General features: G+C 70.6%; 22 protein-coding genes and 1 pseudogene. 8 read left to right on the top strand and 15 right to left on the bottom strand.

All coding sequences use genetic code 11. The features are described from left to right. Positions 1-13: 13 nt before the first annotated feature. Both MKL09_RS04820 and MKL09_RS04815 read right to left on the bottom strand, forming a co-directional pair. A complete protein-coding gene (locus MKL09_RS04820; RefSeq protein WP_244018515.1) occupies positions 14-235 on the bottom strand; it encodes a heavy-metal-associated domain-containing protein in 222 nt (73 codons plus the stop codon). A gap of 59 nt (positions 236-294) precedes the next feature. After that, positions 295-1,167, bottom strand: coding sequence for a MipA/OmpV family protein (locus tag MKL09_RS04815; RefSeq protein ID WP_244018444.1), 873 nt, complete (start codon positions 1,165-1,167; stop codon positions 295-297). 301 nt (positions 1,168-1,468) lie between these two features. On the opposite strand from MKL09_RS04815, the gene MKL09_RS04810 reads away from it, so the two are divergent. Further along, positions 1,469-2,926: an EAL domain-containing protein gene (locus MKL09_RS04810; RefSeq protein WP_244018442.1), complete on the top strand. Its 1,458-nt coding sequence runs from the start codon at positions 1,469-1,471 to the stop codon at positions 2,924-2,926. Positions 2,927-2,948: 22 nt separating this feature from the next. On the opposite strand, the gene MKL09_RS04805 is transcribed toward MKL09_RS04810, so the two are convergent. From MKL09_RS04805 to bla, 7 genes are all read right to left on the bottom strand, one after another. After that, positions 2,949-4,238: an OprO/OprP family phosphate-selective porin gene (locus tag MKL09_RS04805; RefSeq protein ID WP_244018440.1), complete on the bottom strand. Its 1,290-nt coding sequence runs from the start codon at positions 4,236-4,238 to the stop codon at positions 2,949-2,951. Between the two features lie 149 nt (positions 4,239-4,387). After that, positions 4,388-5,758, bottom strand: a complete 1,371-nt coding sequence (locus tag MKL09_RS04800) for an MFS transporter (RefSeq protein ID WP_244018438.1) — start codon at positions 5,756-5,758, stop codon at positions 4,388-4,390. Beyond that, positions 5,755-6,669 carry an alpha/beta hydrolase gene (locus MKL09_RS04795; protein ID WP_244018436.1) on the bottom strand — a complete coding sequence of 305 codons (915 nt, stop codon included), beginning with the start codon at positions 6,667-6,669 and terminating at the stop codon, positions 5,755-5,757. The genes MKL09_RS04800 and MKL09_RS04795 overlap by 4 nt, the downstream gene beginning before the upstream one ends. Positions 6,670-6,998: 329 nt before the next feature. Then, on the bottom strand, positions 6,999-7,847 hold the full coding sequence (panC, locus tag MKL09_RS04790; protein WP_244018434.1) for a pantoate--beta-alanine ligase: 849 nt from the start codon (positions 7,845-7,847) through the stop codon (positions 6,999-7,001). A 69-nt stretch (positions 7,848-7,916) separates the two neighbouring features. Then, positions 7,917-8,282, bottom strand: a complete 366-nt coding sequence (locus MKL09_RS04785) for a hypothetical protein (protein WP_244018432.1) — start codon at positions 8,280-8,282, stop codon at positions 7,917-7,919. A gap of 72 nt (positions 8,283-8,354) precedes the next feature. After that, positions 8,355-8,843, bottom strand: coding sequence for a YbaK/EbsC family protein (locus MKL09_RS04780; RefSeq protein ID WP_244018430.1), 489 nt, complete (start codon positions 8,841-8,843; stop codon positions 8,355-8,357). Positions 8,844-8,855: 12 nt separating this feature from the next. Further along, entirely contained in the window at positions 8,856-9,743 is an 888-nt protein-coding gene (gene bla / locus MKL09_RS04775; protein WP_244018428.1) for a class A beta-lactamase, read from the bottom strand. Positions 9,744-9,919: 176 nt separating this feature from the next. Between bla and mnmE the strand changes: the two genes are divergently transcribed. Then, a complete protein-coding gene (gene mnmE / locus MKL09_RS04770) occupies positions 9,920-11,245 on the top strand; it encodes a tRNA uridine-5-carboxymethylaminomethyl(34) synthesis GTPase MnmE (protein ID WP_244018426.1) in 1,326 nt (441 codons plus the stop codon). Between the two features lie 240 nt (positions 11,246-11,485). Here the strand turns inward: mnmE and MKL09_RS04765 are convergent, their stop codons facing one another. After that, positions 11,486-11,965 carry a hypothetical protein gene (locus MKL09_RS04765; RefSeq protein WP_244018424.1) on the bottom strand — a complete coding sequence of 160 codons (480 nt, stop codon included), beginning with the start codon at positions 11,963-11,965 and terminating at the stop codon, positions 11,486-11,488. Positions 11,966-12,055: 90 nt separating this feature from the next. After that, positions 12,056-13,678: an ABC-F family ATP-binding cassette domain-containing protein gene (locus MKL09_RS04760; protein WP_244018422.1), complete on the bottom strand. Its 1,623-nt coding sequence runs from the start codon at positions 13,676-13,678 to the stop codon at positions 12,056-12,058. Between the two features lie 177 nt (positions 13,679-13,855). Here MKL09_RS04760 and MKL09_RS04755 point away from each other — a divergent pair, with 177 nt between their 5' ends. Further along, positions 13,856-14,116, top strand: a complete 261-nt coding sequence (locus MKL09_RS04755; RefSeq protein ID WP_244018420.1) for a hypothetical protein — start codon at positions 13,856-13,858, stop codon at positions 14,114-14,116. A 22-nt stretch (positions 14,117-14,138) separates the two neighbouring features. Here MKL09_RS04755 and MKL09_RS04750 read toward each other — a convergent pair. The 4 genes and pseudogenes from MKL09_RS04750 to MKL09_RS04735 all read right to left on the bottom strand — a co-directional run bounded on the left by MKL09_RS04750 (position 14,139) and on the right by MKL09_RS04735 (position 17,002). Then, positions 14,139-14,530 (bottom strand): annotated as a pseudogene (locus MKL09_RS04750) (type II toxin-antitoxin system VapC family toxin). Beyond that, positions 14,527-14,793 (bottom strand): AbrB/MazE/SpoVT family DNA-binding domain-containing protein, encoded by a 267-nt coding sequence (locus MKL09_RS04745; RefSeq protein ID WP_244018418.1) that lies wholly within the window; start codon positions 14,791-14,793, stop codon positions 14,527-14,529. Before MKL09_RS04745 ends, MKL09_RS04750 begins: the two are co-directional and overlap by 4 nt. Positions 14,794-15,071: 278 nt before the next feature. Further along, entirely contained in the window at positions 15,072-15,983 is a 912-nt protein-coding gene (locus MKL09_RS04740; protein ID WP_244018417.1) for a neutral zinc metallopeptidase, read from the bottom strand. Positions 15,984-16,120: 137 nt separating this feature from the next. Further along, entirely contained in the window at positions 16,121-17,002 is an 882-nt protein-coding gene (locus MKL09_RS04735; RefSeq protein ID WP_244018415.1) for a uracil-DNA glycosylase family protein, read from the bottom strand. Positions 17,003-17,283: 281 nt separating this feature from the next. Here MKL09_RS04735 and MKL09_RS04730 point away from each other — a divergent pair, with 281 nt between their 5' ends. From MKL09_RS04730 to MKL09_RS04710, 5 genes are all read left to right on the top strand, one after another. Next, complete coding sequence (locus MKL09_RS04730) at positions 17,284-18,957, top strand: electron transfer flavoprotein-ubiquinone oxidoreductase (protein WP_244018413.1); 1,674 nt, start codon at positions 17,284-17,286, stop codon at positions 18,955-18,957. A gap of 82 nt (positions 18,958-19,039) precedes the next feature. Then, positions 19,040-19,501, top strand: a complete 462-nt coding sequence (locus tag MKL09_RS04725) for a hypothetical protein (RefSeq protein WP_244018411.1) — start codon at positions 19,040-19,042, stop codon at positions 19,499-19,501. Next, positions 19,498-19,881, top strand: coding sequence for a hypothetical protein (locus MKL09_RS04720; RefSeq protein WP_244018410.1), 384 nt, complete (start codon positions 19,498-19,500; stop codon positions 19,879-19,881). The genes MKL09_RS04725 and MKL09_RS04720 overlap by 4 nt, the downstream gene beginning before the upstream one ends. A 141-nt stretch (positions 19,882-20,022) precedes the next feature. Next, a complete protein-coding gene (locus tag MKL09_RS04715) occupies positions 20,023-21,891 on the top strand; it encodes a tetratricopeptide repeat protein (RefSeq protein ID WP_244018408.1) in 1,869 nt (622 codons plus the stop codon). Positions 21,892-22,147: 256 nt separating this feature from the next. Further along, complete coding sequence (locus MKL09_RS04710; RefSeq protein WP_244018406.1) at positions 22,148-23,821, top strand: formate--tetrahydrofolate ligase; 1,674 nt, start codon at positions 22,148-22,150, stop codon at positions 23,819-23,821. Positions 23,822-23,881: the final 60 nt, after the last annotated feature.

Here is a 23,881-nt window from a genome sequence, read left to right as displayed (position 1 = left end):
TCCGGCACGCCCCTCACCCGGTCATGGCCGTGGCGGTGTAGCCGGCCTTGGTCAGAGCCTCGGCGATCACCAAAGCCTGGGCGTCGGTGCGGATCGCGACGCGCCCCGCTTCGCGGTCGACCTGGACCTTGGCCGCCGGGTCGATCCGGTTGACCGTGCGGGTCACCGCGGCGGCGCAGCCGTCGCAGGTCATGCCCTCCACCCGCATCAGCAGGTCGGCGTGCGTCTCGTCCATCCGGGCCTCCGTGAGCAGCGTCACCGGAATGTCGGAGCGCGGCGGCGCCGGCGCAAGCGTCAGAACTGGGCCGGCATGCGGAACGCGTAGTCGATCTTCAGGCCGAACTGGAACTGATCGGGGTTACCGAACGGGCGCCGCACCAGCGGGCTGTCGCCGGACGCGCCCAGGATACGGGTGTAGCCGGCATAGCCGGTATAGGCCCAGGTCTCGCTCGGGGTGTAGGTCACGGCGCCGAGCACGCCCGCCGCGTAGAAGCTGCCGGGATTGTACGGCGTCACGCGGCCGTTGAGTGCCGCCTCGGCCGGCGACACGCCAAAATATGTTCGGGCGTAGCTGGCATCGCCGATGTTGAAGCGCGGGCCGAGCGAGAACAGGAACTGGCCCACCGGCATCAGGTAGTCCGCCGCCACCGAGCCGACCGTGCCGTGATGCCCGTACACGCCCTGGCGGGCCTCCACGCGGGTGCGGATGAACGAGGTCGGGTAGAACTCGGCGAACACGCCGGGCTCGAGGGCGATGCGCGCGTCCCGGAAGCCGAACAGGTGGCGCCGGTCGTCGCCATAATAGCGGCCCGGCACGATGCGGGCGGTCGGGCCGATCCGGAATACGGGATCGTCGTAGAGCGAGAAACTGAAACCGTCATCCGGCGTCGAGAAGCGGCGCGGCTCGCCGGCCTTGCGGATGTCGATCCCGGGATAGCCGACCGCGGCGTAGTCCGACGCGCCGGGATAGCGCGGGATCGCCTGGAGCGAGGCGCTGACGGTGACGATCCAGGTGCTCGGATCGACGGCGCCCGGATCGACCCGCGTGAAGACCGGCCCCGAGCCGGAGGCCGCCGTCCCGAGATCGGCGGCCCGTGTCGGCGCAACACCGAAGGCGAGGACGAGGGCACCGATGGACGAGCCGACACGACGGAGGGAACGGAGCATCGGGACGCACTTCGGAATGCTTGGAGACAGTGTGGTCATAGCCACGCTTTATGGCGCCTTTTGTTTCCGTTCACATGAGCGCCCGGTGCAACCCTCTCCCCTCCGCACGCAAACCGCCTCGCCGTGGCGATTCCGCAACGTTCCTGCTTGCTCCGGCACAACACCGGGGGGAATTCGCATCGGTTCGCCTTGCCGCGGGAGCCGCGCAGCGACAAAGATCATCGAATCGGTCTTCGCCCGCCGAATCATCCCGGGACTTCCCCCGGCGGCCGGTGCGTGACCCTGGTAGGTGTTGTTGACGATGGTCCCGGTCCTCGGCCGGTACGCGGGGCTGTTGGCGGCCGGGCTTCTGGCGCTCGTCGTGCTCGGGCCGCTCGCGGTGTTCGCGCCGCTCACGAGCGCCCTGGCACTCGGTGCGCTCGCCGCCGTCGCGGCCGGCGTCGCACAGGCGCGTACCGCCTCCCTGAAGGCACGCTGCGAGAAGCTGTCCGGCGAAGTCGATCTGCTGTCCCGCCGCCTCTTGAAGGCCGAGACCGCCGCCGTGCCGTCGCGGCCGGAGGCCGGCGACGCCGCGCTCCGGGCCGAGGTCGAGGAACTGACCGTCGAGCTCGGGCTGCTCAGCGGCATCGTGCGCGACCTGACCACGGTGGTGAGCACCCAGGATTCCGAACTCGCCGCCCTCAAGGCTCGGCCGGAGCCGCGCCCCGAGCCGCTGCCCCCGGCCCAGCCGGAGCCGGCGCGCGTCCAGGCGGCCCCGGCCCCCGAGGGCCCGGCGCTCGCGAGTCGTCCGCAGGTGGCCCCGCCAACGGCACCGATCGAGGCGCGCCCGCCCGCCCGACCGGTCGTCCAGGAGCTGCCACCCGCGCCAGCCCCCGCACCGCGGCCGATCCCGCCGCGCCCGGTCCCCCGCGCGCCCGCACCCTGGGCCGAGAGCGAGGCCGAGATCGTCCAGGCCTTCGAGGCGGACGCGCTGGAGATCCACCTGCAGCCGGTGGTGACCCTGCCCCAGCGCAAGGTCACGGCCTACGAGGCGCTGGCCCGCCTGCGGGTCGAGGGCCGGCTCATCGAGCCCGAGGCGTTCCTGCCGGTGCTGGAGCGCTACGGCCGCACCACCGAGCTCGACCGGCGCATGCTGCAACGGGCCGCCATCGTGGCGCGCCATCTCGCCCGCCGGGGCAGCGAGACCATGCTGACCTACGGGCTGTCGCCGCTCTCGCTGTTCGAGCCCGGCCTGCTGCGGGAGCTGGCCCGCACCGTCGCGGAGGATCCCGCCCTGGCCGGGCTTGCGATCGCCCTGCCGCAGGCCAGCTGGCACGGCCTCGACGGCGGCCAGCGCGGCCTGCTCCTGCCGCTGCGCGGCCGGATCGGGTTCAGCCTGGACCGGGCGGACGACCTGCGCTTCGACGTGGCCCAGCTCGCCGGGCTCGGGGTCGGCCAGGTCAAGGTGCCGGCCGAGATGCTGCTGCGGCCGGGCTCCGACCGGCGCAGGCTGTCGGACCTCGCGATCGAGGATCTCGCCCCGGCCCTGGCCCGGGCCGGCATCCGCCTGGTCGCCATCGGAGTCACCGACGAGGCGGACGTGCCGGACCTGATCGACCTCGACGTGCCCTACGCCCAGGGCGCGGCCTTCGCGGCGCCGCGGCCGGTGCGCGCCGAGGTTTTGGCCGCGCCGCCGCCGCCCGAGGCGCCCGCGCCACCGCCGGCCGAGCCGGAGCCCGAGCGGCGGCCGTTCCGCTCAGTCCTGCGCAGAGCCGTCTGACGGGCGGTCCGAGCCGCGCGTCTCACCAGTAGATCTGGATCCGCCCCAGGATTGTGTCGACCGAGAACGGCGCGGTGCCGAGCGCGTCGGACTGGGCCGTACCCGGCTGCACGCGGCCGTGAATGACGTTCGCGATCAGGCGCAGGTTCGGCTCCGGGTACCAGCTCAGGCCCAGGCTCACGTCCTGCTCGGCGCCGCCGCGAAAGCCTCGGGCGTTCAGCGCGATGGCGCTGTAGCGGGCGGACAGTTCGAACACGCCGACCCCGCCCCGGGAGACCCGCTGGTCGTCCCGCGGCTGGACGCCCTTGAAGGTCGCGTAGCTCGTGCTGCTGCCCGGGGCCAGGGCGTAGGCGCGGCCCGCTCCGTTCAGCACCCAGCCGGCCTCGACATAGCCCCCCTGGAAATCGAGGCTCGGCGAAGCCCCACCCAGGCCGGCGAACCGGTCGACCGCGGTACGGATAACCTCGGCCTGCACCAGGACCGGGCCGTTGCGATAAGCGAACTCGGCGCCGATCCGGGACACCCGCGCCACGTCCGGCAGGTCGCCGGTATCGACGAAGGAACGCGTGAACAAAAACGCCTCCGGCGGGGTGGAGAAGCTGAAGGCCCCGTCGCCCCGGCTGCGGCTCTGGGTGATGCCGGCGAGGCCGAGATGCAGGGTCTCGCGCTCCTCCAGGATCGGCGCCACCGTGGCCCGGCCCGCGGCCGCCACCCCGTCGCCGGTGATGCCGTTGCTGGCGGCGTTGCCGAACACGCCGGCGGTGACGGTCCAGGCCTGCCCGTGATGTCCGACCGCGAAGCCGAAGCGGCGATCCGGCACGAAGGCGTTGGCCAGGGAGCGCTCGGCGAACAGCGTGTCGTTGTTGCTCTGCAGCCATTCGAGGCTGAACGGCACCTTCATGTTGCCCAGCGTCAGGATCGTGTCCGGCAGACCCTTCCAGGCGATCAAGGCGTCGTTGATCGGCAGGATCGGATCGCTGAAATCGTACTGGAAGGCGACGACCCAATCTTTCCCGATGGTGAGCGTCGGCTCGATCCACGAGCGGCGCACCGCGACGCTGTCGGGGAAGGTCGCGGCGAGGCCCGGCCGGCTGAAGCTCGCCGCGCCGGCATCGACATGCAGGCGGCCGCCGATCTGGAGCTTCACCTCGGGCTCGGGAAAGCTGAGCGTCAGGCCCTTCGCGTCGTAGCGCAGGCGCTCGCCGGAGGGGCCGGCCATGCCCTCGATCGCGTCGTCGATCGCGTCCTGGGCCGCGCCGGCGGGCGACGCGGCGGCCAGCGACAGGACGAGCAGGGCAGGGGCACGGCGCATTCCCATCACCCGGCCACAGAGCAGGTCGGGGGACCGGTGCCAATCGCGTCAGGCCGCGAACGCCCGAATCACCCCGGGCGTGGCTCCACGGTCACGGCTTGGCGACGGCTTGGCGACGGGCGGCGGCGCAGGCCGGGCTTCGTATCCCGTCAGGGCCTCCCGGTCCTGGCCGGCCGCGCAGGCGGCAATCGGGCGGCGGCCAACAGCCCGATCAGGGCAGCGCCGGCCAGCAGAACCATCACCCGGGAAAAGCCGTCTTCGCCGAACGCCATGGCGCCGAGGGTGACGCCGATGCTGCCGCCGAGCAGCGTGCAGCTGTTGACGATGCCGGAGCCCTGGCCCGCCTGCGGCCCGGGAATCTCGGCCAGCGCCAGGCGCGGCGCGATCGCGTAGGGGACGGCCAGGCCCGCCCCGAGCCAGAACAGCCCGAACCCGAGGAGCGGGAGCGCGCGGGCTTCGAAGGCCCACGCCACACCCGGGGCCGCCACGGCGACCAGCACCAGCGCCGCCCCGATGGGCCGCCGCACCCCGAACCGCGCCGCGAGCCGGGGGGCGAGCAGCGCGAAGGCGAGCAGCCCCGTGCTCATCGGCAGGAGCAGAGCCCCCGCGGCGATGGCGCTGAGGCCGAGGCCGTCCGGTCTCTGTGCGTCGAGGTTGAAGAACAGCAGCAGTGGCAGGATGCAGACCATCGCCGTGGTGGCGATGATCAGGGCCGGCCTGAAGCCCCGGGTTGCGAACAGGCCGAAATCGACCAGGGGGTCGGGCCGGCGCCGCTCCCGGCGCACGAACAGCGCGAAGGCCAGGAGCGCGATCCCGAGCGGCACGGCCAGCCGGACGGGCGCCCGGCCGACATGGGTGAGCCCCTGCAGGGCGAAGATCGTGGCGACCATCGCGACCGCAAGGGACACGAAACCGACTCCGTCGAAACGGTGCCGCTTGGTGGCCGGCAGCGCGGGTCGGCGCGGTCCTGCGAACCACAGGCCGAACGCGGCCAGCAGGATGGCGGCCCCATCCGCCCAGAAGATCACGCGCCAGCCGGTGAGGTGGGTCAGGATACCCCCGATCAGCGGCCCGATGCTGAAGCCGAGCATCAAGGCCCCGCCCCAGGCGCCGATCGCCGCCGCGCGGCGCTCGGGCGGGCTCGCGGTGCTGATCGCCGCCAGGGTGCTGGGGATCGACAGGGCCGCGCCAAGGCCCTGGAGCGCGCGGCCGGCGAGCAGCATGTCCGCATCCCGCGCCAGGGCGATCACGACGGAGGCGAGGGCGAACAGCAGCAGGCCGGCCACGGAGGCCCGGGCGGCGCCGATCCGGTCGGTGACGGCACCACCCAGCATCACGCAGGCGGCCGCGGCGACGAGATAGGCGTTCACCGCCCAGGCCAGGTGGCCGGCATCCAGCGCGAGATCGCGCCGCATGGTCGGCAGCGCGGTCATGATCGCCGTGCCGTTGATCCCGATGGCCAGGATGCCGAGGCAGCACGACAGGACGACGAGACGCGGGCCCGCCGGCCCGGCCGTCATGCGCCGGCGGCCCCGCCCAGCTGCGCCCGGATGAACCGCCCCGCGCTCGCCAGGGAGCGCCGGCCGGCCGCGACCTCCGGGTAGAACAGGTGCCAGGCGTGGATCATGTGCGGCCAGACTTCCAGCGCGACTGCCACATCCGCGGCCGCGGCCACGCCCGCGAGCCGCAGGGCATCGTCGAGCAGCGTTTCCGCGGAGCCGACCTGGATGAGCGTCGGCGGCAAGCCGGCGAGATCGGCCTGGATCGGCGAGACCAGGGGGTCGCGCGGATCGGCGCCGTTGAGATAGGCACCCGCGAGTTCGGCGAGGTAGGTGCGGCTGATCAAAGGATCGATCGACGCCTTGGTGTCCAGGCTCCCGCCCGTAAGCGCGAGGTCGGTCCAGGGCGAGCTGAGCCACAGGCAGCCGGGCAGCGGCATCCCCCGCTCCCGCAGCGACAGCGCTGTCGCCACGGCGAGGCCGCCGCCCGCGCTCTCGCCGGCCAATGCGATGCGCTCGGGCGCGAACCCGGATTCGAGCAGGAACCGGTAGCCGGCCAGCGCATCGCCGATCGCCGCCGGGTACGGGTGCTCGGGGGCGAGCCGGTAGGCGAGGGCGAGGGTGCGCGTCCCCGCCTCCCGGCCGGCCTGGGCCACCATGTGGCGGTGGCTCGCCAGCGACCCCGAGACGTAGCCGCCGCCATGCAGGAACAGGATCACCCGGTCGCGGTCCGCCGCCGGCGTCGCGGTCCATTCCGCGGGCACGTCCCGGGCCTTGGCCGGCTGGACATGGACATCGTCCGGCAGCGGATAATTGGCGCCCAGCGCATCCACGCGGGCGCGGCGGGCCGCGAGATCGGCCGGTCTCGGGCTGGCGGCCAGGCGGGCGCGGATCCGGTCGATGTCGCTGACGTCGGTCGAAGGGGTCGGCATCGTCGGGCCTCGGCGCGGCGGGAATACAGTCACGATGGCCGGAGCCACGGGATCGGCCAAGATGAGCGCGATCTGGATGCTGACGCAACCGGAGGTTTGAAAGACGTGAAAGATTGCAGGGCTCTGCCCTGCACCCGCAAAAGGTCTCGGACCTTTTGAAACCTTGGGTTTTCGGAGCTTTGGCTGGTCCAGGGACGGCCCAATGGGACGGACCTCCAGCCCTTCCCCTCATCCGGATGTGCGCGCACAGGGAGCCTCGAAGGAGGCCTCCGCTTCGCTCCGTCCCTCGGGATGAGGGCGAGGGTCGGAAAGACCGGTCGAACGGCCCTTCAAACCGCCACGTTGTCGATCAGGCGGGTCCGGCCGAGGAACGCGGCCACCAGAACCCGGGCGGGCCCGTCCACCCGTTCGACCGGTGCCAGGGTCCGGGCATCACAGACCGCGAGGTACTGCACTTGGAAACCCGCCGCCTCCAGCGCCGCGCGTCCCTCGGCGACCGGGCCCGCGACCGGGCCACCACCCCGGGCCGCAGCGGCGATCGCGGCCAGCACCGCGTGGAGCCGTGGGGCCACCGCCCGCTCCTCGGGCGAGAGGTAGCGGTTGCGCGACGACAGGGCGAGGCCGTCCACTTCCCGCACGGTCGGCACGCCTCGGATCTCCACCGGCAGGTCGAGATCGGCCACCGCCTGCTGGATCACCCGGAGCTGCTGGAAATCTTTTTCGCCGAACAGCGCGACGTCCGGCCCGACCTGGTTCAGCAGCTTGGTCACCACCGTGGCGACCCCGGAGAAATGGCCGGGCCGGAACGGGCCGCACAATCCTTCGGTCAGCCCGGCGACATCGATCCGGGTGGCGAAGCCCGGCGGGTACATGGTCTCCACCGTGGGCGTCCAGACGGCGTCGGCACCGGCCCGGCCGAGCAGGGCGAGGTCGGCCTCAACGTCCCGCGGGTAGCGCGAAAAATCCTCGTTCGGGCCGAACTGGGTCGGGTTGACGAAGATGCTGGCCACCACCCGCCGGCCAATCCGCCTCGCCTCGGCCACCAGGGCGAGATGGCCCTCGTGCAGTGCGCCCATGGTCGGCACCAGGACGACGCGCTCGCCCGCACCGCGCCAGCCAGTCACGCTCCGGCGCAGGGCGGCGAGATCGCTGAAACGCTGGATTGTCGATTCGGGCACAGGTCGGGCTCCAGGGCGGGGCGCCGATCTAGACCATGATGTTCGGGAGAGAAACCCGCCTGCGCCGGATCAGGGGCAGTAGGGCAGGAGCGACCGGCCGAACGGGTCGTCGACGCCCGGCGGCGGGGTGAAGCCGTAATAGCTCGGATGCGACAGGCCGTACTCGGAGCCGACATAACTCGGATCGTCCGGCGCGTTGGTCGGCACCGGCACCCGGCGGGGCGTGCAGCCCACCGGAACCGCGCGGGTGCGAAGGCTGTAGACCGGCGGCCGGTCGATCCCGTCGTTGCGCGGGAAGAAACGCGGGCCGCTGCGGGTCACCATGTCGTAGCCGCCGCGCACGTCGAGATCCGCTGCCAGGGCACCGTGCCCGGTAATCAGCTGCAGGGTCAGGCCGAGCGCCGTCCCGATCGCGTATCGCCCCGTCACCCGCATGCCCGACCCATCCCCGTTCCGGCGACAGGGTGCGGGAACAGGGTAAACGTTGGCTTACGCCCGCGCCGCGGTTCAGGTCAGCGGCACCACCAGAGCCGCGAGGGCGGCCACGAGATCGCCCTCGATCAGGCGGATCTGCAGGCCCCGGCCACCGCCGTTGACGTGGATTTCGGCGGCCGGGTCCGACAGCGAGCCGGCATCGATCGCGGTCGGAAAAACCCGCTTCTGTCCGAGCGGGCTGATGCCGCCGACATGGTAGCCGGTCAGGCGCTCGGCGTCGGCGGGCTTGAGCATCGCCGCCGCCTTGCCGGAAAACGCCGCCGCGACCCGCTTCATCGAGACCTCCTTGTCGGAGGCGACCAGCAGGCAGACGGTCTTGCCGTCCACCGCCGCCATCAGAGTCTTGAGCACCCGGCCGGGCGCGACGCCCAGCGCTTCCGCGGCCTGGAGGCCGATGCGCGGCGCCTCCGGATCGTAATCGTAGGCGTGCAGGCCGTAGCGCAGGCCGGCCTTGTCGAGGGCCTGGGTCGCGCGGGTGGTCTTTGCGGGCGTCCTGGCCATGGCCGTCTCGGTTCAGGCTCCCCCCGCCCGCGCGGCGACGAGCCGGCCGATCTCCGCATGGGCGGCCTCCACCGCCTCCGCCGGGACCTGGGCTCCGGTGACGTACACGCAGGCGAAGACCGGCGCGTGTCCTGACGGCCGCAGGATCGCCACGTCGTTGAACGTCCCGTTGTCGCCGGTGCCGGTCTTGTCGCCGGCCGGCCAGTCCGCCGGCAATCCGGCCCGCAGGCGCTTGAGCCCGGTCCGGGACGCGATCATCCAGGCCTCCAGCCGCCCGCGCGAGGCCGCCGACAAGACGGATCCGAGCAGCACGCGCGCCAGGGTTTCGCGCATCGCCGCCGGGCTGGTGGTGTCGCGCGGGTCGCCGGGCAGCGCGGTGTTGAGGGTCGGCTCGTTGCGGTCGAGGCGGGTGACGGGATCGCCGATGCCGCGCAGCCAAAGGGTCAGCGCCTCTGGGCCGCCCAGCGCGGTCAGCAGCAGGTTGGCCGCGCTGTTGTCGCTCCATTCGATGGCGGCGGCGCAGAGATCCGACACGTTCATCCGCCCGGTGCCGCCGCTGGCTTCAACAGCCTTCCGGGTCACCGGCGCGTAGCTCAGGAGGTCGCCGGGTCCGAACGCGATGACCCGGTCCAGAGATTCGGTGCCCGCATCGACCCGGGCCAGTACGGCGGCGGCGGCCAGGACCTTGAAGGTGCTGCACATCGGGAACAGCTCATCCGCGCGATGGCTCAGAAGGACGCCCGCCTGCGTGCCCGCCGAGACCCCGAGCCGGCCGCCGAGCCGGCGCTCGATCGCCACCAATGCAGGCTCGGACTCCTCGGCGCGGGCGAACCCGTTGCGCAGGATCAGCGGCGCGGCGAGGGCGCTCAGGCAGGCGGTGCGGCGGGTCCAGGATGTCATGGCGCGACTCAGGTCTCTCGGCTGCAACGTCGGCCGATCTGATAGGCCAGCGTGACCATTCGATGGCATCGAACGAGGCGGTTGCGGCGCCGGGATGGTAGAGAGACCGGGGCTCGTGTTTCACGTGAAACGCGCCCCGAGGATCCGGCGGCCGCCGCCCGCCGCAGCGACACACCATGACCGAGACCGACACGCTCTTCGCCCCCGCCAGCGGCTTCGGCCGTGCCGCCGTCTCGGTGATCCGCGTGAGCGGACCGGCCGCCGGGCAGATCCTCGTCACCCTCGGCGGCACCCTGCCGCCGCCCCGGCGGCTATCTCTGCGGACCTTGCGGGATCCCGCGGACGGCACCGAACTCGACCGAGCGCTGGTCGCGTGGTTCCCGGGTCCCGACACCTACAGCGGCGAGGACATGGCCGAGCTGCACCTGCATGGCGGCGCAGCGGTGCGGATGGGCGTCCTCACCGCCCTGGCGCGGATGCCGGGCTGCCGCGCCGCCGGTCCGGGTGCCTTCACCCGCCGGGCGGTGCTCAACGGACGGATGGATCTGGCCGAGGCCGAGGCGGTGGCCGACCTGATCGACGCCGAGACCGAGGGGCAGCGCCGCCAGGCCCTGCGCCAACTCGACGGCGCGTTGAGCCGTCAGGTCGCGGCTTGGCGGGCCGAGGCGATCGATTGCCTCGCCGCCGCGGAAGCCGCCCTCGACTTCTCCGACGAGGGCGATGTCGACGATACCGACCTCGACGCCGCCCTGTTCGGCCGCGCCGCCGCCCTGCGCCAGGACATCGCCACCGCGCTGCATGACGGCCGCCGGGGCGAGCGTCTGCGCGAGGGGTTTTTCGTGGTGCTGGCGGGTGCGCCCAATGCCGGAAAATCGACCCTGCTGAACGCCCTCAGCCGCCGGGAGGTGGCGATCGTGTCGGACGTGCCGGGCACCACCCGGGATGCCATCGAGGTTCGCCTCGATCTCGGCGGCCTGCCGGTGTTTCTGGTCGACACCGCGGGCCTGCGCGATACCGCCGAGCCGGTGGAGGCCGAAGGCATCCTGCGCAGCCGCGCCCGCATCGGCGCGGCCGATCTGGTGCTGGCCCTCGTGCCTCCGGGCGGCACGGTGCCCGACCTCGGCGAGCCAACGGTTCGGACACTCGTGATTCACACCAAGGCCGATTTATTTGCCGGCTCATCACAACCCGTACCGCCCGGTGCATTGGCCGTCTCGGCGCGGACGGGAGCCGGGCTGGAAGCCCTCCTCGACGCGATCCAGCACGTGGCGGAAGCCGGGCTCGGGACCGGAGACGCACTCGTCACCCGAGCCCGCCACCGCGCAGCCCTGGACGCCTGCGTGGCGCATCTCGACCGGTTGCTCGCAGGGGAGAGCGCCTTGCCCGAACTTGCCGCAGAGGATCTGCGCCTTGCGGTCCGGTCCCTCGGCGAGGTCGGCGGCTATGTCGGCGTCGAGGACGTGCTGGACCGGCTGTTCTCCGGATTCTGTATCGGAAAATAATTTTGTTAGTTGGCGCATTAGTTAGAACGCAGCCGGCGTTTTGAACGATTTTAGAATGGATTTCGAAGGTTTTCCCACCCGCTCCCTCATCCTGAGGTGCCGCGTCAGCGGCCTCGAAGGAGCCCTCCAGGGATCGCGCGGCTGGCTGGAGGGCTCCTTCGAGGGCTCCGCTTCGCTACGCCACCTCAGGATGAGGGAGAGATTCGGAGTCCGATTGGTCTCGCACCTCAAGCGATCGACCTAGTGCGGGATCCGCAGGATCCGCGGGCGCCAGATCCCCAGCGCGACGTTGGCGGTCGCCACCGCCAGCAGCACCCACAGCGTGCCGCGCTCGCCTTCGAGCGAGCGGGCCAACGTCGCGGGATCGAGGAGGCCCGCGAGGGCCCGGGCGCTCTGCTCGGCCTCGCGCTTCATCGGCCCCTGCACGTAGACCAGGCCGCCCTCGAACATCAGCACGCCGGTGGCGAGCTTGATCCAGGCCCAGCCGGCGTTGAGGTAGGCGCGGTTGAGCGCCATCGCCAGCAGGCCGGACATCAGGGTCGCGGCCAATGACGGCAGGAAGATCCAGGTGGCGACAGCGCCCATGGCGCCCCGGATCGCGGCGTAGCCGGGCAGGGCAGCCGGCGCCGGGGCCAGGCTCACCATGACCACCAGGGCCGCCATCGCGCCCAGGAGGCCGGCGGAGCCCATCGTGTGCAGGAATTTCAGGACGCGTCGCACGCCGTCTCAGCCCCCAGGGTCGGGCCGAGCATAGCGCCGGAAATCCGGCGCGGGAGCGAGCCCGAAGGTCGCGCCTGCGCCAAAAAAGCCTCAGCTGCGCAGGCCCGGCGCCTCCTGGCCGGTGCGGGCGACGTATTCGGTGTAGCCGCCGCCATACTGATGGATGCCCTCGGGGGTCACCTCCAGCACCCGGTTCGACAGGGCCGCCAGGAAGTGCCGGTCGTGGGAGACGAACAGCATCGTGCCCTCGTAGGCGCCGAGCGCCGTGATCAGCATCTCCTTGGTGCCCATGTCGAGGTGGTTGGTCGGCTCGTCGAGCACCAGGAAATTCGGCGGGTCGTAGAGCATCAGGGCCATCACCAGCCGGGCCTTCTCGCCGCCCGACAGCACCCGGCAGCGCTTCTCGACATCGTCGCCGGAGAAGCCGAAGCAGCCGGCCAGCGCCCGCAGCGAGCCCTGGCCGGCCTGCGGGAACGCGTCCTCCAGGGTCTGGAACACGGTGCGGTCGCCGTCGAGCAGGTCCATGGCGTGCTGGGCGAAGTAGCCGAGCTTGACGCTGCCGCCGACCGTGACCGAGCCGTCATCCGGCTCGGTGGTGCCGGTGACGAGCTTCAGCAGCGTCGACTTGCCGGCGCCGTTGATCCCCATCACGCACCAGCGCTCCCGGCGGCGCACCGAGAAGTCGAGCCCCTCGTAGATCGTGCGGCTGCCGTAGCGCTTGTGCACGCCCTTGAGCATCACGACGTCGTCGCCCGAGCGCGGCGCCGGCTGAAACTCGAACGCCACCGATTGCCGACGCCGGGGCGGCTCGACGCGCTCGATCTTGTCGAGCTTTTTCACCCGGCTCTGCACCTGGGCGGCGTGGGAGGCTCGCGCCTTGAACCGCTCGATGAAGGCGATCTCCTTGGCAAGCATCGCCTGCTGGCGCTCGAACTGCGCCTGCTGCTGCGCCTCGTTCAGCTTCCGCTGCTCCTCGTAGAAGGCATAGTCGCCCGAGAAGGTGGTGAGCGCGCCGCCGTCGATCTCGATGACCTTGGTGACGATGCGGTTCATGAACTCGCGGTCGTGCGAGGTCATCAGCAGGGCGCCGTCATAGGCCTTCAGGAACGCTTCGAGCCAGATCAGGCTCTCGATGTCGAGGTGGTTGGAGGGCTCGTCGAGCAGCATCACGTCCGGGCGCATCAGCAGGATGCGGGCCAGCGCCACCCGCATCTTCCAGCCCCCCGAGAGGGCGCCGACATCGCCGTCCATCATCTCCTGGCTGAAGCTGAGGCCATCGAGCACCTCGCGGGCGCGGCCCTCCAGGGCGTAGCCGTCGAGTTCCTCGAACCGGGCCTGGACCTCGCCGTAGCGCTCGACCAGGGCGTCCATCTCGTCGGCGCGGTCCGGGTCGGCCAGCGCCGCGCCGAGCTCGGCGAGCTCCGCCGCCACCGCGCTCACCGGCCCGGCCCCGTCCATCACCTCGGTGACGACGCTGCGCCCGGCCATCTCACCGACATCCTGGCTGAAATACCCGATGGTGATGCCCCGGTCGGCGGAGACCTGGCCCTCGTCGGGCTGCTCCTGGCCGATGATCATCCGGAACAGGGTGGTCTTGCCGGCCCCGTTCGGGCCCACAAGGCCGATCTTCTCGCCTCGCTGCAGGGCGGCCGAGGCCTCGATGAAAACGAGCTGCCGCCCGTTCTGCTTGGTGATTTTGTCCAGGCGTATCATGAAGGGCGGTTGCCGTGTCCGGGAGAGAATGCTCCGGGCCGCTTACGGCATGGATCGAGACGGCGCAAAGACGGAGCCGGGGTCGCGGGGGCCGCGGGCCCCTCACGCAACCGTGGGACCGGCGCCGGGAGCCAAGCGCAGGCTGGGCCGTTGCCCCGCGCGAGACAGAGGAACGCGATGCTGTTCGGTTGGTGGAAGACGAGCCTCGACATGGCCATGCTGGGCCTCGAGGCTCAAGGCGTGATTGCCCAGCGCATGGCGATGTTCGCGGTGGGCGGTCCGGCCGCGCAGATCGAGGCGCAGCGCATGGTGACGGAGAAGATCATGGCGGCCAGCGAAGCGGCCCTGATGGTCGCCTCCGGCGCCTCGAACAGCAAGGTGATCCGCAGCTACCGCCGGAAGGTCCAGGCGAATGCTCGGCGGCTGAGCAAGGGTTGATATGTCCCGACCGAGGCCGCGCTCAAGATAGCAGCTGCGCGGCCTCCCCCTGCTGGGACAGCAGCGCCACAGCCTTCCGGTCGAACGAGACGAAGGTCTCGCCGCCGAGCCAGCGGCCTTCATGGGCGATGACACCGTCGGCGAAGTCGCCGCCGGCCTCAAGCAGCCCGAGCCCGGCCTCCACGGCGGGCCGGTTCATGGCGACGTTCCCGGTTTCGAGCAACGCGCGCAGCGCGGACGCCACATCCGCGGTCGCGAGCTTGGCCCCGCGCCGAGGATCCAGACCAACTGGCACGGGAGCGGGATCGCGATCGTGGTCGCATCCGTGAGAAGCTTTCGCGCCGTGCGGCCCTGCTCGGGATCGTCCATCAGAATCGCCCGGGCCAACACGTTGGTATCGACGGCGATGTTCATCCGTCGTCCGGCGCGCCAGTCCAGCCCGCTTCCGCAATGGCGTTCATCGCCTCGATCGTCAGCGGCGCATCCAGCGTCACTTTTCCATCGAGGGCATGGAGGAACTTGTCGATCGTGCCGGATGGCCGAGCCGCCCGCACGCGCAGCTCGCCACCAGGCAGCTTCTCGAAGTCGATTCGCTCCCCGGGTTTGATGCCGAGGTGTTGCAGCAGGTCACGTTTCAGGGTGACCTGTCCTTTCGCCGTCACGGCGAGGGACGCCATCGCGCTCTCCATGGGTCAGACCGGGTGGAACGGGAATGCGAAATGACATTCGCGTCAAGTCCGTAGCCCTGTCGCCGGGATGCCGCAGAGGCAGGAAGGTCCGGGCCAATGCCCTTCGCTGGAGCCGCAGGTGAGAGGGGACGCTTGACTGGGAGCTTTCGCCGTCATCGCGAGCGAAGGCAACCCAGGGTAACGCCACGTCGGGGAGCGCAGCGCCGCTGGGTTGCTTCGCTACGCTCGCAAAGACGGGGCCTGCTCGCAGAACCCGTCACCCCGTCTCAATTGTTCGCCGTCCGGAACGTGTCGCAGGCCTTGGTCTGGCCGCTCTTGTAGCCGGCGGTGAACCAGCGCTGGCGCTGCGCCGAGGAGCCGTGGGTGAAGGAATCCGGCACCACGTAGCCCTGCGAGCGCTTCTGCAGCGAATCGTCGCCGATCTGGGCAGCGGCGTTGAGGGCCTCGTCGATGTCGCCCTGCTCCAGCTCGGCGTATTTGTCGTTGGAGTTCTTGGCCCAGACGCCGGCGAGGCAATCGGCCATCAGCTCGATCCGCACCGACAGGGCGTTCGCCTCGGTCTTGCTGGAGGCCTGCTGCTGGCGCGCCTGAACCTTGCCGAGGATGCCGAGCACGTCCTGGACGTGGTGGCCGACCTCGTGGGCGATGACGTAGGCGTAGGCGAAATCGCCCTTCACCCCGAACTTGGTCGCCATCTCCTTGAAGAAGCCGGTATCCAGGTAGACCTTCTTGTCGAGCGGGCAGTAGAACGGCCCCATGGCCGCCTGGGCCGAGCCGCAGCCCGAGCGGGTGCCGCCGGTGTAGAGCACCAGGGTCGTCGGGGTGTATTGCTTGCCGGTCTGCTGCGGCAGGATCTGGCTCCACACATCCTCGGTATTGCCCAGGATTTTCGAGGCGAACCGGCCGCTCTCGTCGGTGGGCGCCTGGCGGCGCTTGGACTGGGTCTGCGGGTCCGCCTGCTGCTCCTGCTGGCCGCCGCCGCGGCCGATCTGCTGGGCGCCGCCGATCAAAATCGCCGGGTTGATGCCCGTGAAGTAGCCGATGATCATCAACACCACGATGGTGCCGATCCCGAGTCCGCCCGCGCCGCCGCCCGGGAAGCCCATGCCACCACCGCCGCCGCCCTCACCGCGGCGATCCTCGACGTTGTCGGAGCTGCGTAGATCGTCCCAGCGCATGGTACCGCCCTGATGCCGCGCCTGCCGCCGGGCAGGGCGCGGTCCTCACTGTGCATCGCCTATGTCCGAAAGCCGGCAGACACCGTTCGGGACGAAGCTCTAATGACGGGAGGGAACGCCCGGTTCCGCGCCCACGGTCAAGCTTTTCCGTCGAGCAGGGCGCGCAAGGACCGGAAATCCCGCCAGGCCAGGCGCTTCTGCACCGGCTGGCGCAGCAGGAAGGCCGGGTGGAGGGTGGCGAGCAGCTTCGCCTCGCGGGTCGGCAGCTTGTAGGGGAACAACCGGCCGCGGGTGCGCAGGATGCCGTCCTTGGTGCCGGTCAGGGTCTGGGTCGCGGGGGCGCCGAGGCAGACGATCACCTCCGGGTCGACCAGCTCGATCTGGCGCTCCACGAAGGGCCGGCACACCGCCACCTCCTGGGGGGTCGGGTTGCGGTTGCCCGGGGGCCGCCAGGGCACGATGTTGCCGATATAGGCGCTGGTTCGGTCGAGGCCGACCGCCGCCATCATCTTGTCGAGGAGCTGGCCCGAGCGGCCCATGAACGGCTTGCCGATCCGGTCCTCGTCGGCGCCTGGTGCCTCGCCCAGAAACATCACCCGGGCCTCCGGGTTGCCGTCGGCGAAGACCAGGTTCTTGGCGGTGAAGCGCAGCGGGCAGGCGTCGAAATCCGCCAGGATCTTTTCGAGCTCGTCGAGGCTCTTGGCCTCGCGCGCCCGGGCGCGGGCGTCGCTCGCCGCCTCGTCCGGCTGGGCGCTGGCCGCGCGTCCGAAGGTGCGGGCGGGCGCCGCCGGCGGGGGCGAGCCCGGGGGCGGGACGAGGCTGTTCGCCTGGGCCACGGGCCGCGGCGCCGCGGCCGGGCGCCGGGGTGCCCGCAGGGTCGGGGCCGGCGTGTCGGCCTCGCCGAACCGGTCATGCGGCTGCTCGTCGAGGACCGCGTCGGCGCCGGCCTCCACGTGGAAATCGAGATAGGCGATGAGGTCGGCTTGCGCGTCGTTGGGGCTCGGCATGCTGCTCAGCATGTGGGGCGCTCGATGCCTGTGGACAACTCTTGAAACCCGCTCGACGGCAAGGACTTGCGTGACCGAACGGCGCGGCCCCGGGCGCCGTGCCGTGCCCGAAGGGAACCGCCGAGTCGCCCCGACCTCGTCCGTGGCCCCACCCATGCGGCATAGGGGAGCTTTCGCTCAAGTCCGGGCTCCGGCCGCTTGCCTTTCCAGTCTGGAATCGCTTGAGACGGCAGCACGCAATGCCGATCCGGCAACGGATCGAACAAATCGACAAGAAATCAGGAGGCTCGACGATGGCGCTGCCCGAACGCGAAAGCATGGATTTCGACGTGGTCGTGGTCGGCGCCGGCCCGGCCGGGCTCGCCACCGCGATCCGCCTGAAGCAGCGCGCCGCCGAGATCGGCGAAGAGATTTCCGTCGTCGTGGTGGAAAAGGGCTCCGAGGTCGGCGCCCATATCCTGTCGGGCGCGGTGATCGACCCGAACGGCCTCGACCTGCTGGTGCCGGACTGGCGCACCGATCCGGAGCGGCCGCTGAAGACCGAGGTCCGGCGCGACGAGTTCATGATGCTCACCAAGAACAGCGGCGTCACCCTGCCGAACGTGTTCTTCCCCAAGCTCATGTCGAACCACGGCAACTTCGTGGGTTCGCTGTCGAACGTCTGCAAGTATCTCGGTGTCCAGGCCGAAGCGCTCGGCGTCGAGATCTATCCGGGCTTCCCGGCCTCCGAGGTGCTGTTCGACGAATCCGGCGCGGTGGCGGGCATCGCCACGGGCGATCTCGGGATCGGCAAGTCGGGCGAGCCGCGCGACGACTACACCCGCGGGATGGAGCTGCGCGGCAAGTACACGGTGTTCGGCGAGGGCGCCCGGGGCAACCTGACCAAGGGCCTGGTCCAGCGCTTCTCCCTCAACCGCCATAGCGACCACCAGAAATACGGGCTCGGCGTGAAGGAGCTGTGGCAGCTGCCGGATTCCACCTTCGAACCGGGGCTGGTGCGCCACACAATGGGCTGGCCCCTGCCCAACAAGGCGGGCGGCGGCTCCTGGCTGTACCATTTCGACGACAACCTGCTCTCGGTCGGCTTCGTCACGCACCTGAACTACGAGAACCCGACCCTGTCGCCGTTCGAGGAGTTCCAGCGGTTCAAGACCCATCCGCTGATCGCCGACACCTTCGCGGGCGCCAAGCGCATCGGCTACGGTGCGCGGGCCATCATGGAGGGCGGCTGGCAATCGGTGCCCAAGTTGGTCTTCCCCGGCGGCTGCCTGGTCGGCTGCTCGGCGGGCTTCGTCAACGTGCCGCGGATCAAGGGCTCGCACAACGCGGTCCTGTCCGGGATCCAGGCGGCTGACGCCATCGCGGACGCCCTGAAGGCCGGCCGGGCCGGCGACGAGCTCACCGCCTACGAGGCCGGCTGGCGCGACAGCCCGATCGGGCAGGACCTCAAGGCCGTGCGCAACGTCAAGCCGCTCTGGTCGCGCTACGGCACCCTGGTGGGCGTCGGGCTCGGCGGGATCGACATGTGGACCACCAGCCTGCTCGGCACCTCGCTGTTCGGCACGCTCAAGCACGGCAAGCCGGACCATGCCTGCCTCAAGCCGCTCTCGGAGGTGACGCCGATCACCTACCCCAAGCCCGACGGCAAGCTGACCTTCGACCGGCTCTCCTCGGTCTACCTGTCAAACACCAACCACGAGGAGGACCAGCCGCCGCACCTGAAGGTCCGGGACATGGAACTCCAGAAGCACTCCGAGCACGACGTCTACGGCGGCCCCTCAAGCCGCTACTGCCCGGCCGGCGTCTACGAATGGGTCGAGGACGCCGCCGCCAGCGACGGCGTGCGCTACCAGATCAACGCGCAGAACTGCGTCCACTGCAAGACCTGCGATATCAAGGACCCGAACCAGAACATCGACTGGGTGACGCCGGAGGGGCCGGGCGGGCCGAACTATCCGAATATGTGAGGGGGGCCGACGGGAGGCGCTCCGCTGCGGTGCTTGGAAACCCGACAGGACCGGTTAGGATCGGCTCGGGGGCAGGTCTCGCATGGCGGAGGTCTTCGTTTCGGCGCGGACGGGGGCGCAGGTCGTGGTGTTCTCGCACGATCATTGCCCGCCGCATGTCAGCGCTCTCAAGCGCCGCGAGGCCTGGCTCGCACGCGTCGGGTTCTCGTTCGTTACGGATGCCGTCGCCCTCTGGGACATCGAGCCGCTCCGGAACGCGCCTCGGCGTCGCGAGATCGGGCTGCTTCTCGACGAGATACAGGACGATCTCGCGGCCTGCCGAAGAGTTTGGTGGTCCGTCCAAGGCACGACCTGTCTCGAAGGGCGATTGGCCAAGGCTCAGGAGTTCGGGCAGCCAGGATCCCTCACGTTTCTGGCGCGGCGGCGTGGAAGCGTCCGCCAGGTTCGCACGGCCGTCTACGACTCGATCGGCGAGGACCTGACGCTGGACTTCAACGACGGTTCGAGGGCGACGATCAAGGCCGGAACAGGGGATGAGGCATGACGCGCCACGTCGTTTCCGAGGCGGACTTCACCCGGGCGCTTCGGCAGGGCCGTGCGCAATCGGAGCGCGAGTTCCGGGCAAGTTCGGTGGCCTACTGGCTGGATCATGACGCCGTCGCGATCCTGACCGAGCGGCACGGTGGCTTCTTGGTCCCGCGCAGGCTGATCGAACCCTTGCGTGATGTCGATCCGGCTTTTCTGTCGCAGATCGAGCTATGGCCTGGCGGGGCTGCCTTCGAAATTGCTGACCTAGACATCCATGTCAGCGTTCACGGCCTCCTGACGGCTGCGTTGCCGGCAATGATCCCAGCCGAGGTTCTGTCGAGCCTGCTCGGCGAACGGAGCAAGCCTCCGAGGAAGCCTGCCCCCGAGCCCGCCTGAGACCATACGGCCGGCCCGCGCCATCCTTTCGCCTTGCGGGGCTGGCGGGATGAGTCCAGTGTCCCCAGCGATTTTCGGGGATGCCCCGCCATTCTCGCGCCTGGCCCTCGTAGGCCGGCGCCCAGGAGCCGCGACCGGTTCATGATGACAACACGCGCCCGCCGGAGCGTCTCGGCGCTCGCCCTGATGCTCGCCGCCGGCTTGCCCCAGACCGTTCTGGCCGCCCAGCCGCGCGAGTCGGCCCCGCTGCTCGAATACGAGCCCGCGGAATCCCTGGAGGGCAACTTCCTCTCCGCCTACATCGCGGGTGCGTCCCGGGACACGGCGGCGGCGGCGAGCTTCTACCGCGAGGCGGTCAAGGCCGATCCGCGCAACGCCGAGCTGGTCGAGCGCGCCTTCATCTCGCTCTTGGCCGACGGCGCCCTGCCGGACGCGTTCCGGGCCGCCGAGAAGCTGATCGCGCGCGATCCGACCAACGGGCTCGCCAACCTCTCGCTGGGGGTGCGCCAGATCAAGGCCGGTCAATGGGCCGCCGCCCGCCAGAATTTTTCCCGCAGCGGCCGCGGAGCTGCGACGGATCTCACCGCGACCCTGCTGACCGCCTGGTCTTATGCCGGCGCGGGCGACGGCAAGAAGGCGCTGGAGACGGTCAACAAGCTCCGGGGCGAGCGCTACTACAACACCTTCCGCGACTACCATGCCGGCCTGATCGCCTCGGTGATCGGCGACAACGCCGAGGCCGAGCGGCGCCTCAAGGCCGCCTACGAGGCCGACCGGAACACCCTGCGCATCGTCGACGCCTATGCCCGGCTCGAGGCCAGCCTCGGCCGCACCGACCTGGCGATCCAGGCCTATTCCGACTTCGACCAGCTCTCGCCCCGCCACCCGCTGGTGCGCGACGCCCTGGACAAGCTCAAGGACGGCAAGCCCCTGACCCGGCTGATCGGCACCGCCCAGGAGGGCGCCGCCGAGGTGCTGTACGGGCTGGGCTCGGCGGGCTCGACGCAGGGGGACGAGCTGCCCGCGGTGATCTACCTGCGGCTGGCGCTCTACCTCGCCCCGGACCACGGGCTCGCCCGGCTGACGCTCGCCGACACCCTCGACCGAATGAAGCAGACCGAGCGCGCCAACGAGGCCTACGCCCAGATCCCCGCGACCTCGCCGCTCAAGCTCAATGCCGACATCCAGATCGGCCTCAACCTGGAGCAGATGGGCAAGGGCGACGAGGCGCTCGCCCATCTCGACGCGGCCATGAAGGCCCACCCGGACGACATCGACGTGATCACCGCGCTGGGCAACGTCCAGCGGGCGCGCAAGAAGTACGAGGAGGCGGCCGCCACCTACACCCGCGCCATCGCGCTGATCGGCGACCGGCCGCTGGCGAATTACTGGACGACCTTCTACTTCCGCGGCACAGCCTACGAGCGCGCCAAGCAATGGCCGAAGGCCGAGGCCGACCTGAAGAAGGCCCTGTCGCTGGTGCCCGCGAGCCAGCCGGCCGCCAAGGCGCAGGTGATGAACTACCTCGGCTATTCCTGGGTCGACCAGAAGATCAACATCGACGAGGCGTTCAGGCTGCTGCAGCAGGCCGCCGACGCCAGCCCCCGGGACGGCATGATCGTCGACAGCCTCGGCTGGGCCTATTACCGCCTCGGCCGCTGGGACGACGCGGTGCGCGAATTGGAGAAGGCGGTCGAGCTGAAGCCCGGCGACCCGACCATCAACGACCATCTCGGCGACGCCTATTGGCGGGCCGGACGGCGCCTCGAGGGCAAGTTCCAGTGGCAGCACGCCAAGGACCTGAACCCCGAGCCGGACGACCTCGCGCAGATCAACGACAAGCTCAAGGACGGCCTGCCGGACACCGAGAAGCCGACCGCCACCGCCGAGACCACGCCGGCCCCGGTCGCCGTGCCGCACAACGCCGAGAACCCGGAACTGCCCAAGGGCGCGCCCCAGCCGCACGAGGCCCCGGGCTCCGCCGACAAGGCCAAGAAGTCGGGGGGCTGAAGGCCCCCTGCAGCCTCTGACCGCCTGCGCATCCTCTCCGCGCCGGCAAGACTAATTTGTCGGCCGGCTCATAAAAATCGACGGGCGTTTTCGTCCGGTTTGACGCACAGTGCTGCCGCTGCGCGTCGGGCGGCCTCGCCGTGCGACCGCGTCCGCGCGAGACCGGCGCGGCAGGACATCGCGAGGCAAGATCCCCGCACGATAACAGTCGGCGGGTGGGCGGGCGCCGTGCCCGCGGAGCCAGGGAGGAACGCCCATGCCGTCAGATATCGAGATCGCCCGCGCCGCGACCCTGAAGCCGATCGCGCAGGTCGCGGAGAAGCTCGGCATCCCGGATGCGGCGCTCCACAATTACGGCAAGCACATCGCCAAGCTCGACCACGGCTACATCGCCGGGCTGGACGGCAAGACACCCGGCAAGCTTGTGCTGGTGACGGCGATCTCCCCGACGCCCGCGGGCGAGGGCAAGACCACCACCACGGTGGGCCTCGGCGACGCGCTGAACCGCATCGGCGAGAAGACCATGATCTGCCTGCGCGAGCCCTCTCTCGGCCCCTGCTTCGGCATGAAGGGCGGGGCGGCCGGCGGCGGCAAGGCGCAGGTCGTGCCGATGGAGCAGATCAACCTGCACTTCACCGGCGATTTCCACGCCATCACCTCGGCCCACAGCCTCGCGGCGGCGCTGATCGACAACCACGTCTACTGGGCCAACGAGCTCAACATCGACGTGCGCCGGATCCACTGGCGCCGGGTGGTCGACATGAACGACCGGGCCCTGCGCCAGATCAACCAGTCCCTCGGTGGCGTCGCCAACGGCTTCCCCCGGGAAGACGGGTTCGACATCACGGTCGCCTCCGAGGTGATGGCGGTGTTCTGCCTTGCGCGTGATCTGGCCGACCTGGAGGAGCGCCTCGGCCGGATCGTCATCGCCGAGACCCGCGACCGCAAGCTCGTTACCCTCAAGGACGTGAAGGCCACCGGCGCCATGACGGTGCTGCTCAAGGACGCCCTGCAGCCGAACCTGGTGCAGACGCTGGAGGGCAACCCCGCCCTGATCCATGGCGGCCCGTTCGCCAACATCGCCCATGGCTGCAACTCGGTGATCGCCACCCGGGCCGGCCTGCGGCTCGCCGACTACACCGTGACGGAAGCCGGGTTCGGCGCCGATCTCGGCGCGGAGAAGTTCCTCGACATCAAGTGCCGGCAGGCCGGCCTGACCCCGTCGGCGGTCGTGGTCGTGGCCACGATCCGCGCCCTCAAGATGCATGGCGGCGTCGACAAGAAGAGCCTCGGGGGCGAGAATATCGGCGCCCTGGAGAAGGGGTTCGCCAACCTCGCCCGGCACGTGACCAACCTGCGCGGCTTCGGCCTGCCCGTGGTGGTCGCGGTCAACCACTTCTACGCCGACACCGACGCCGAGCATGCCCGGCTCAAGGAGCTGTGCCGCGAGCGGCTGGATGTCGAGGCGATCACCTGCCGCCACTGGGCGGAGGGCGGCGCCGGCGCCGAGGATCTCGCCCGCGCGGTGGTGCAGCTTTCCGCCGCCGAGCCCGCGCCGATCCGCTACGCCTACGAGACCGAGGCGCCGCTTTCGGAAAAGATCCGGGCGATCGCCACCAAGCTGTACGGCGCTGCCGACATCCAGATCGAGAGCAAGGCGGCGCAAAAACTCGCCACCTTCGAGAAGGACGGCTACGGCCACCTGCCGATCTGCATGGCCAAGACCCAGTACTCGTTCTCCACCGACCCGAGCCTGATGGGCGCCCCCGAGGGCCACGTGGTCGGCGTGCGCGACGTCCGCCTCTCGGCGGGGGCCGGCTTCGTGGTGGCGATCTGCGGAGAAATCATGACCATGCCGGGCCTGCCCCGGGTGCCCGCCGCGGACACGATCCGGCTGGATGCCGACGGGCAGATCGACGGGTTGTTTTGAGCGGGAGCGCTCAGGCTGCGCCTCTGCAGGCAATGATGTTCACACATCGCCTTCCGCAGG

It is taken from the genome of Methylobacterium sp. J-048 (assembly GCF_022829515.1).
GTDB lineage: Bacteria > Pseudomonadota > Alphaproteobacteria > Rhizobiales > Beijerinckiaceae > Methylobacterium.
The sequence above is the reverse complement of the archived record's forward strand: the minus strand, read 5'-3'. Positions and strand labels throughout refer to the sequence as shown.

Coding starts and splice junctions, on each gene's coding strand:
- MKL09_RS04820 (WP_244018515.1), bottom strand. CDS start 235: ATGGACGAGACGCACGCCGACCTGCTGATGCGGGTGGAGGGCATGACC.
- MKL09_RS04815 (WP_244018444.1), bottom strand. CDS start 1,167: ATGCTCCGTTCCCTCCGTCGTGTCGGCTCGTCCATCGGTGCCCTCGTC.
- MKL09_RS04810 (WP_244018442.1), top strand. CDS start 1,469: ATGGTCCCGGTCCTCGGCCGGTACGCGGGGCTGTTGGCGGCCGGGCTT.
- MKL09_RS04805 (WP_244018440.1), bottom strand. CDS start 4,238: ATGCGCCGTGCCCCTGCCCTGCTCGTCCTGTCGCTGGCCGCCGCGTCG.
- MKL09_RS04800 (WP_244018438.1), bottom strand. CDS start 5,758: ATGACGGCCGGGCCGGCGGGCCCGCGTCTCGTCGTCCTGTCGTGCTGC.
- MKL09_RS04795 (WP_244018436.1), bottom strand. CDS start 6,669: ATGCCGACCCCTTCGACCGACGTCAGCGACATCGACCGGATCCGCGCC.
- MKL09_RS04785 (WP_244018432.1), bottom strand. CDS start 8,282: ATGCGGGTGACGGGGCGATACGCGATCGGGACGGCGCTCGGCCTGACC.
- MKL09_RS04780 (WP_244018430.1), bottom strand. CDS start 8,843: ATGGCCAGGACGCCCGCAAAGACCACCCGCGCGACCCAGGCCCTCGAC.
- bla (WP_244018428.1), bottom strand. CDS start 9,743: ATGACATCCTGGACCCGCCGCACCGCCTGCCTGAGCGCCCTCGCCGCG.
- mnmE (WP_244018426.1), top strand. CDS start 9,920: ATGACCGAGACCGACACGCTCTTCGCCCCCGCCAGCGGCTTCGGCCGT.
- MKL09_RS04760 (WP_244018422.1), bottom strand. CDS start 13,678: ATGATACGCCTGGACAAAATCACCAAGCAGAACGGGCGGCAGCTCGTT.
- MKL09_RS04755 (WP_244018420.1), top strand. CDS start 13,856: ATGCTGTTCGGTTGGTGGAAGACGAGCCTCGACATGGCCATGCTGGGC.
- MKL09_RS04745 (WP_244018418.1), bottom strand. CDS start 14,793: ATGGCGTCCCTCGCCGTGACGGCGAAAGGACAGGTCACCCTGAAACGT.
- MKL09_RS04740 (WP_244018417.1), bottom strand. CDS start 15,983: ATGCGCTGGGACGATCTACGCAGCTCCGACAACGTCGAGGATCGCCGC.
- MKL09_RS04735 (WP_244018415.1), bottom strand. CDS start 17,002: ATGCTGAGCAGCATGCCGAGCCCCAACGACGCGCAAGCCGACCTCATC.
- MKL09_RS04730 (WP_244018413.1), top strand. CDS start 17,284: ATGGCGCTGCCCGAACGCGAAAGCATGGATTTCGACGTGGTCGTGGTC.
- MKL09_RS04725 (WP_244018411.1), top strand. CDS start 19,040: ATGGCGGAGGTCTTCGTTTCGGCGCGGACGGGGGCGCAGGTCGTGGTG.
- MKL09_RS04720 (WP_244018410.1), top strand. CDS start 19,498: ATGACGCGCCACGTCGTTTCCGAGGCGGACTTCACCCGGGCGCTTCGG.
- MKL09_RS04715 (WP_244018408.1), top strand. CDS start 20,023: ATGATGACAACACGCGCCCGCCGGAGCGTCTCGGCGCTCGCCCTGATG.
- MKL09_RS04710 (WP_244018406.1), top strand. CDS start 22,148: ATGCCGTCAGATATCGAGATCGCCCGCGCCGCGACCCTGAAGCCGATC.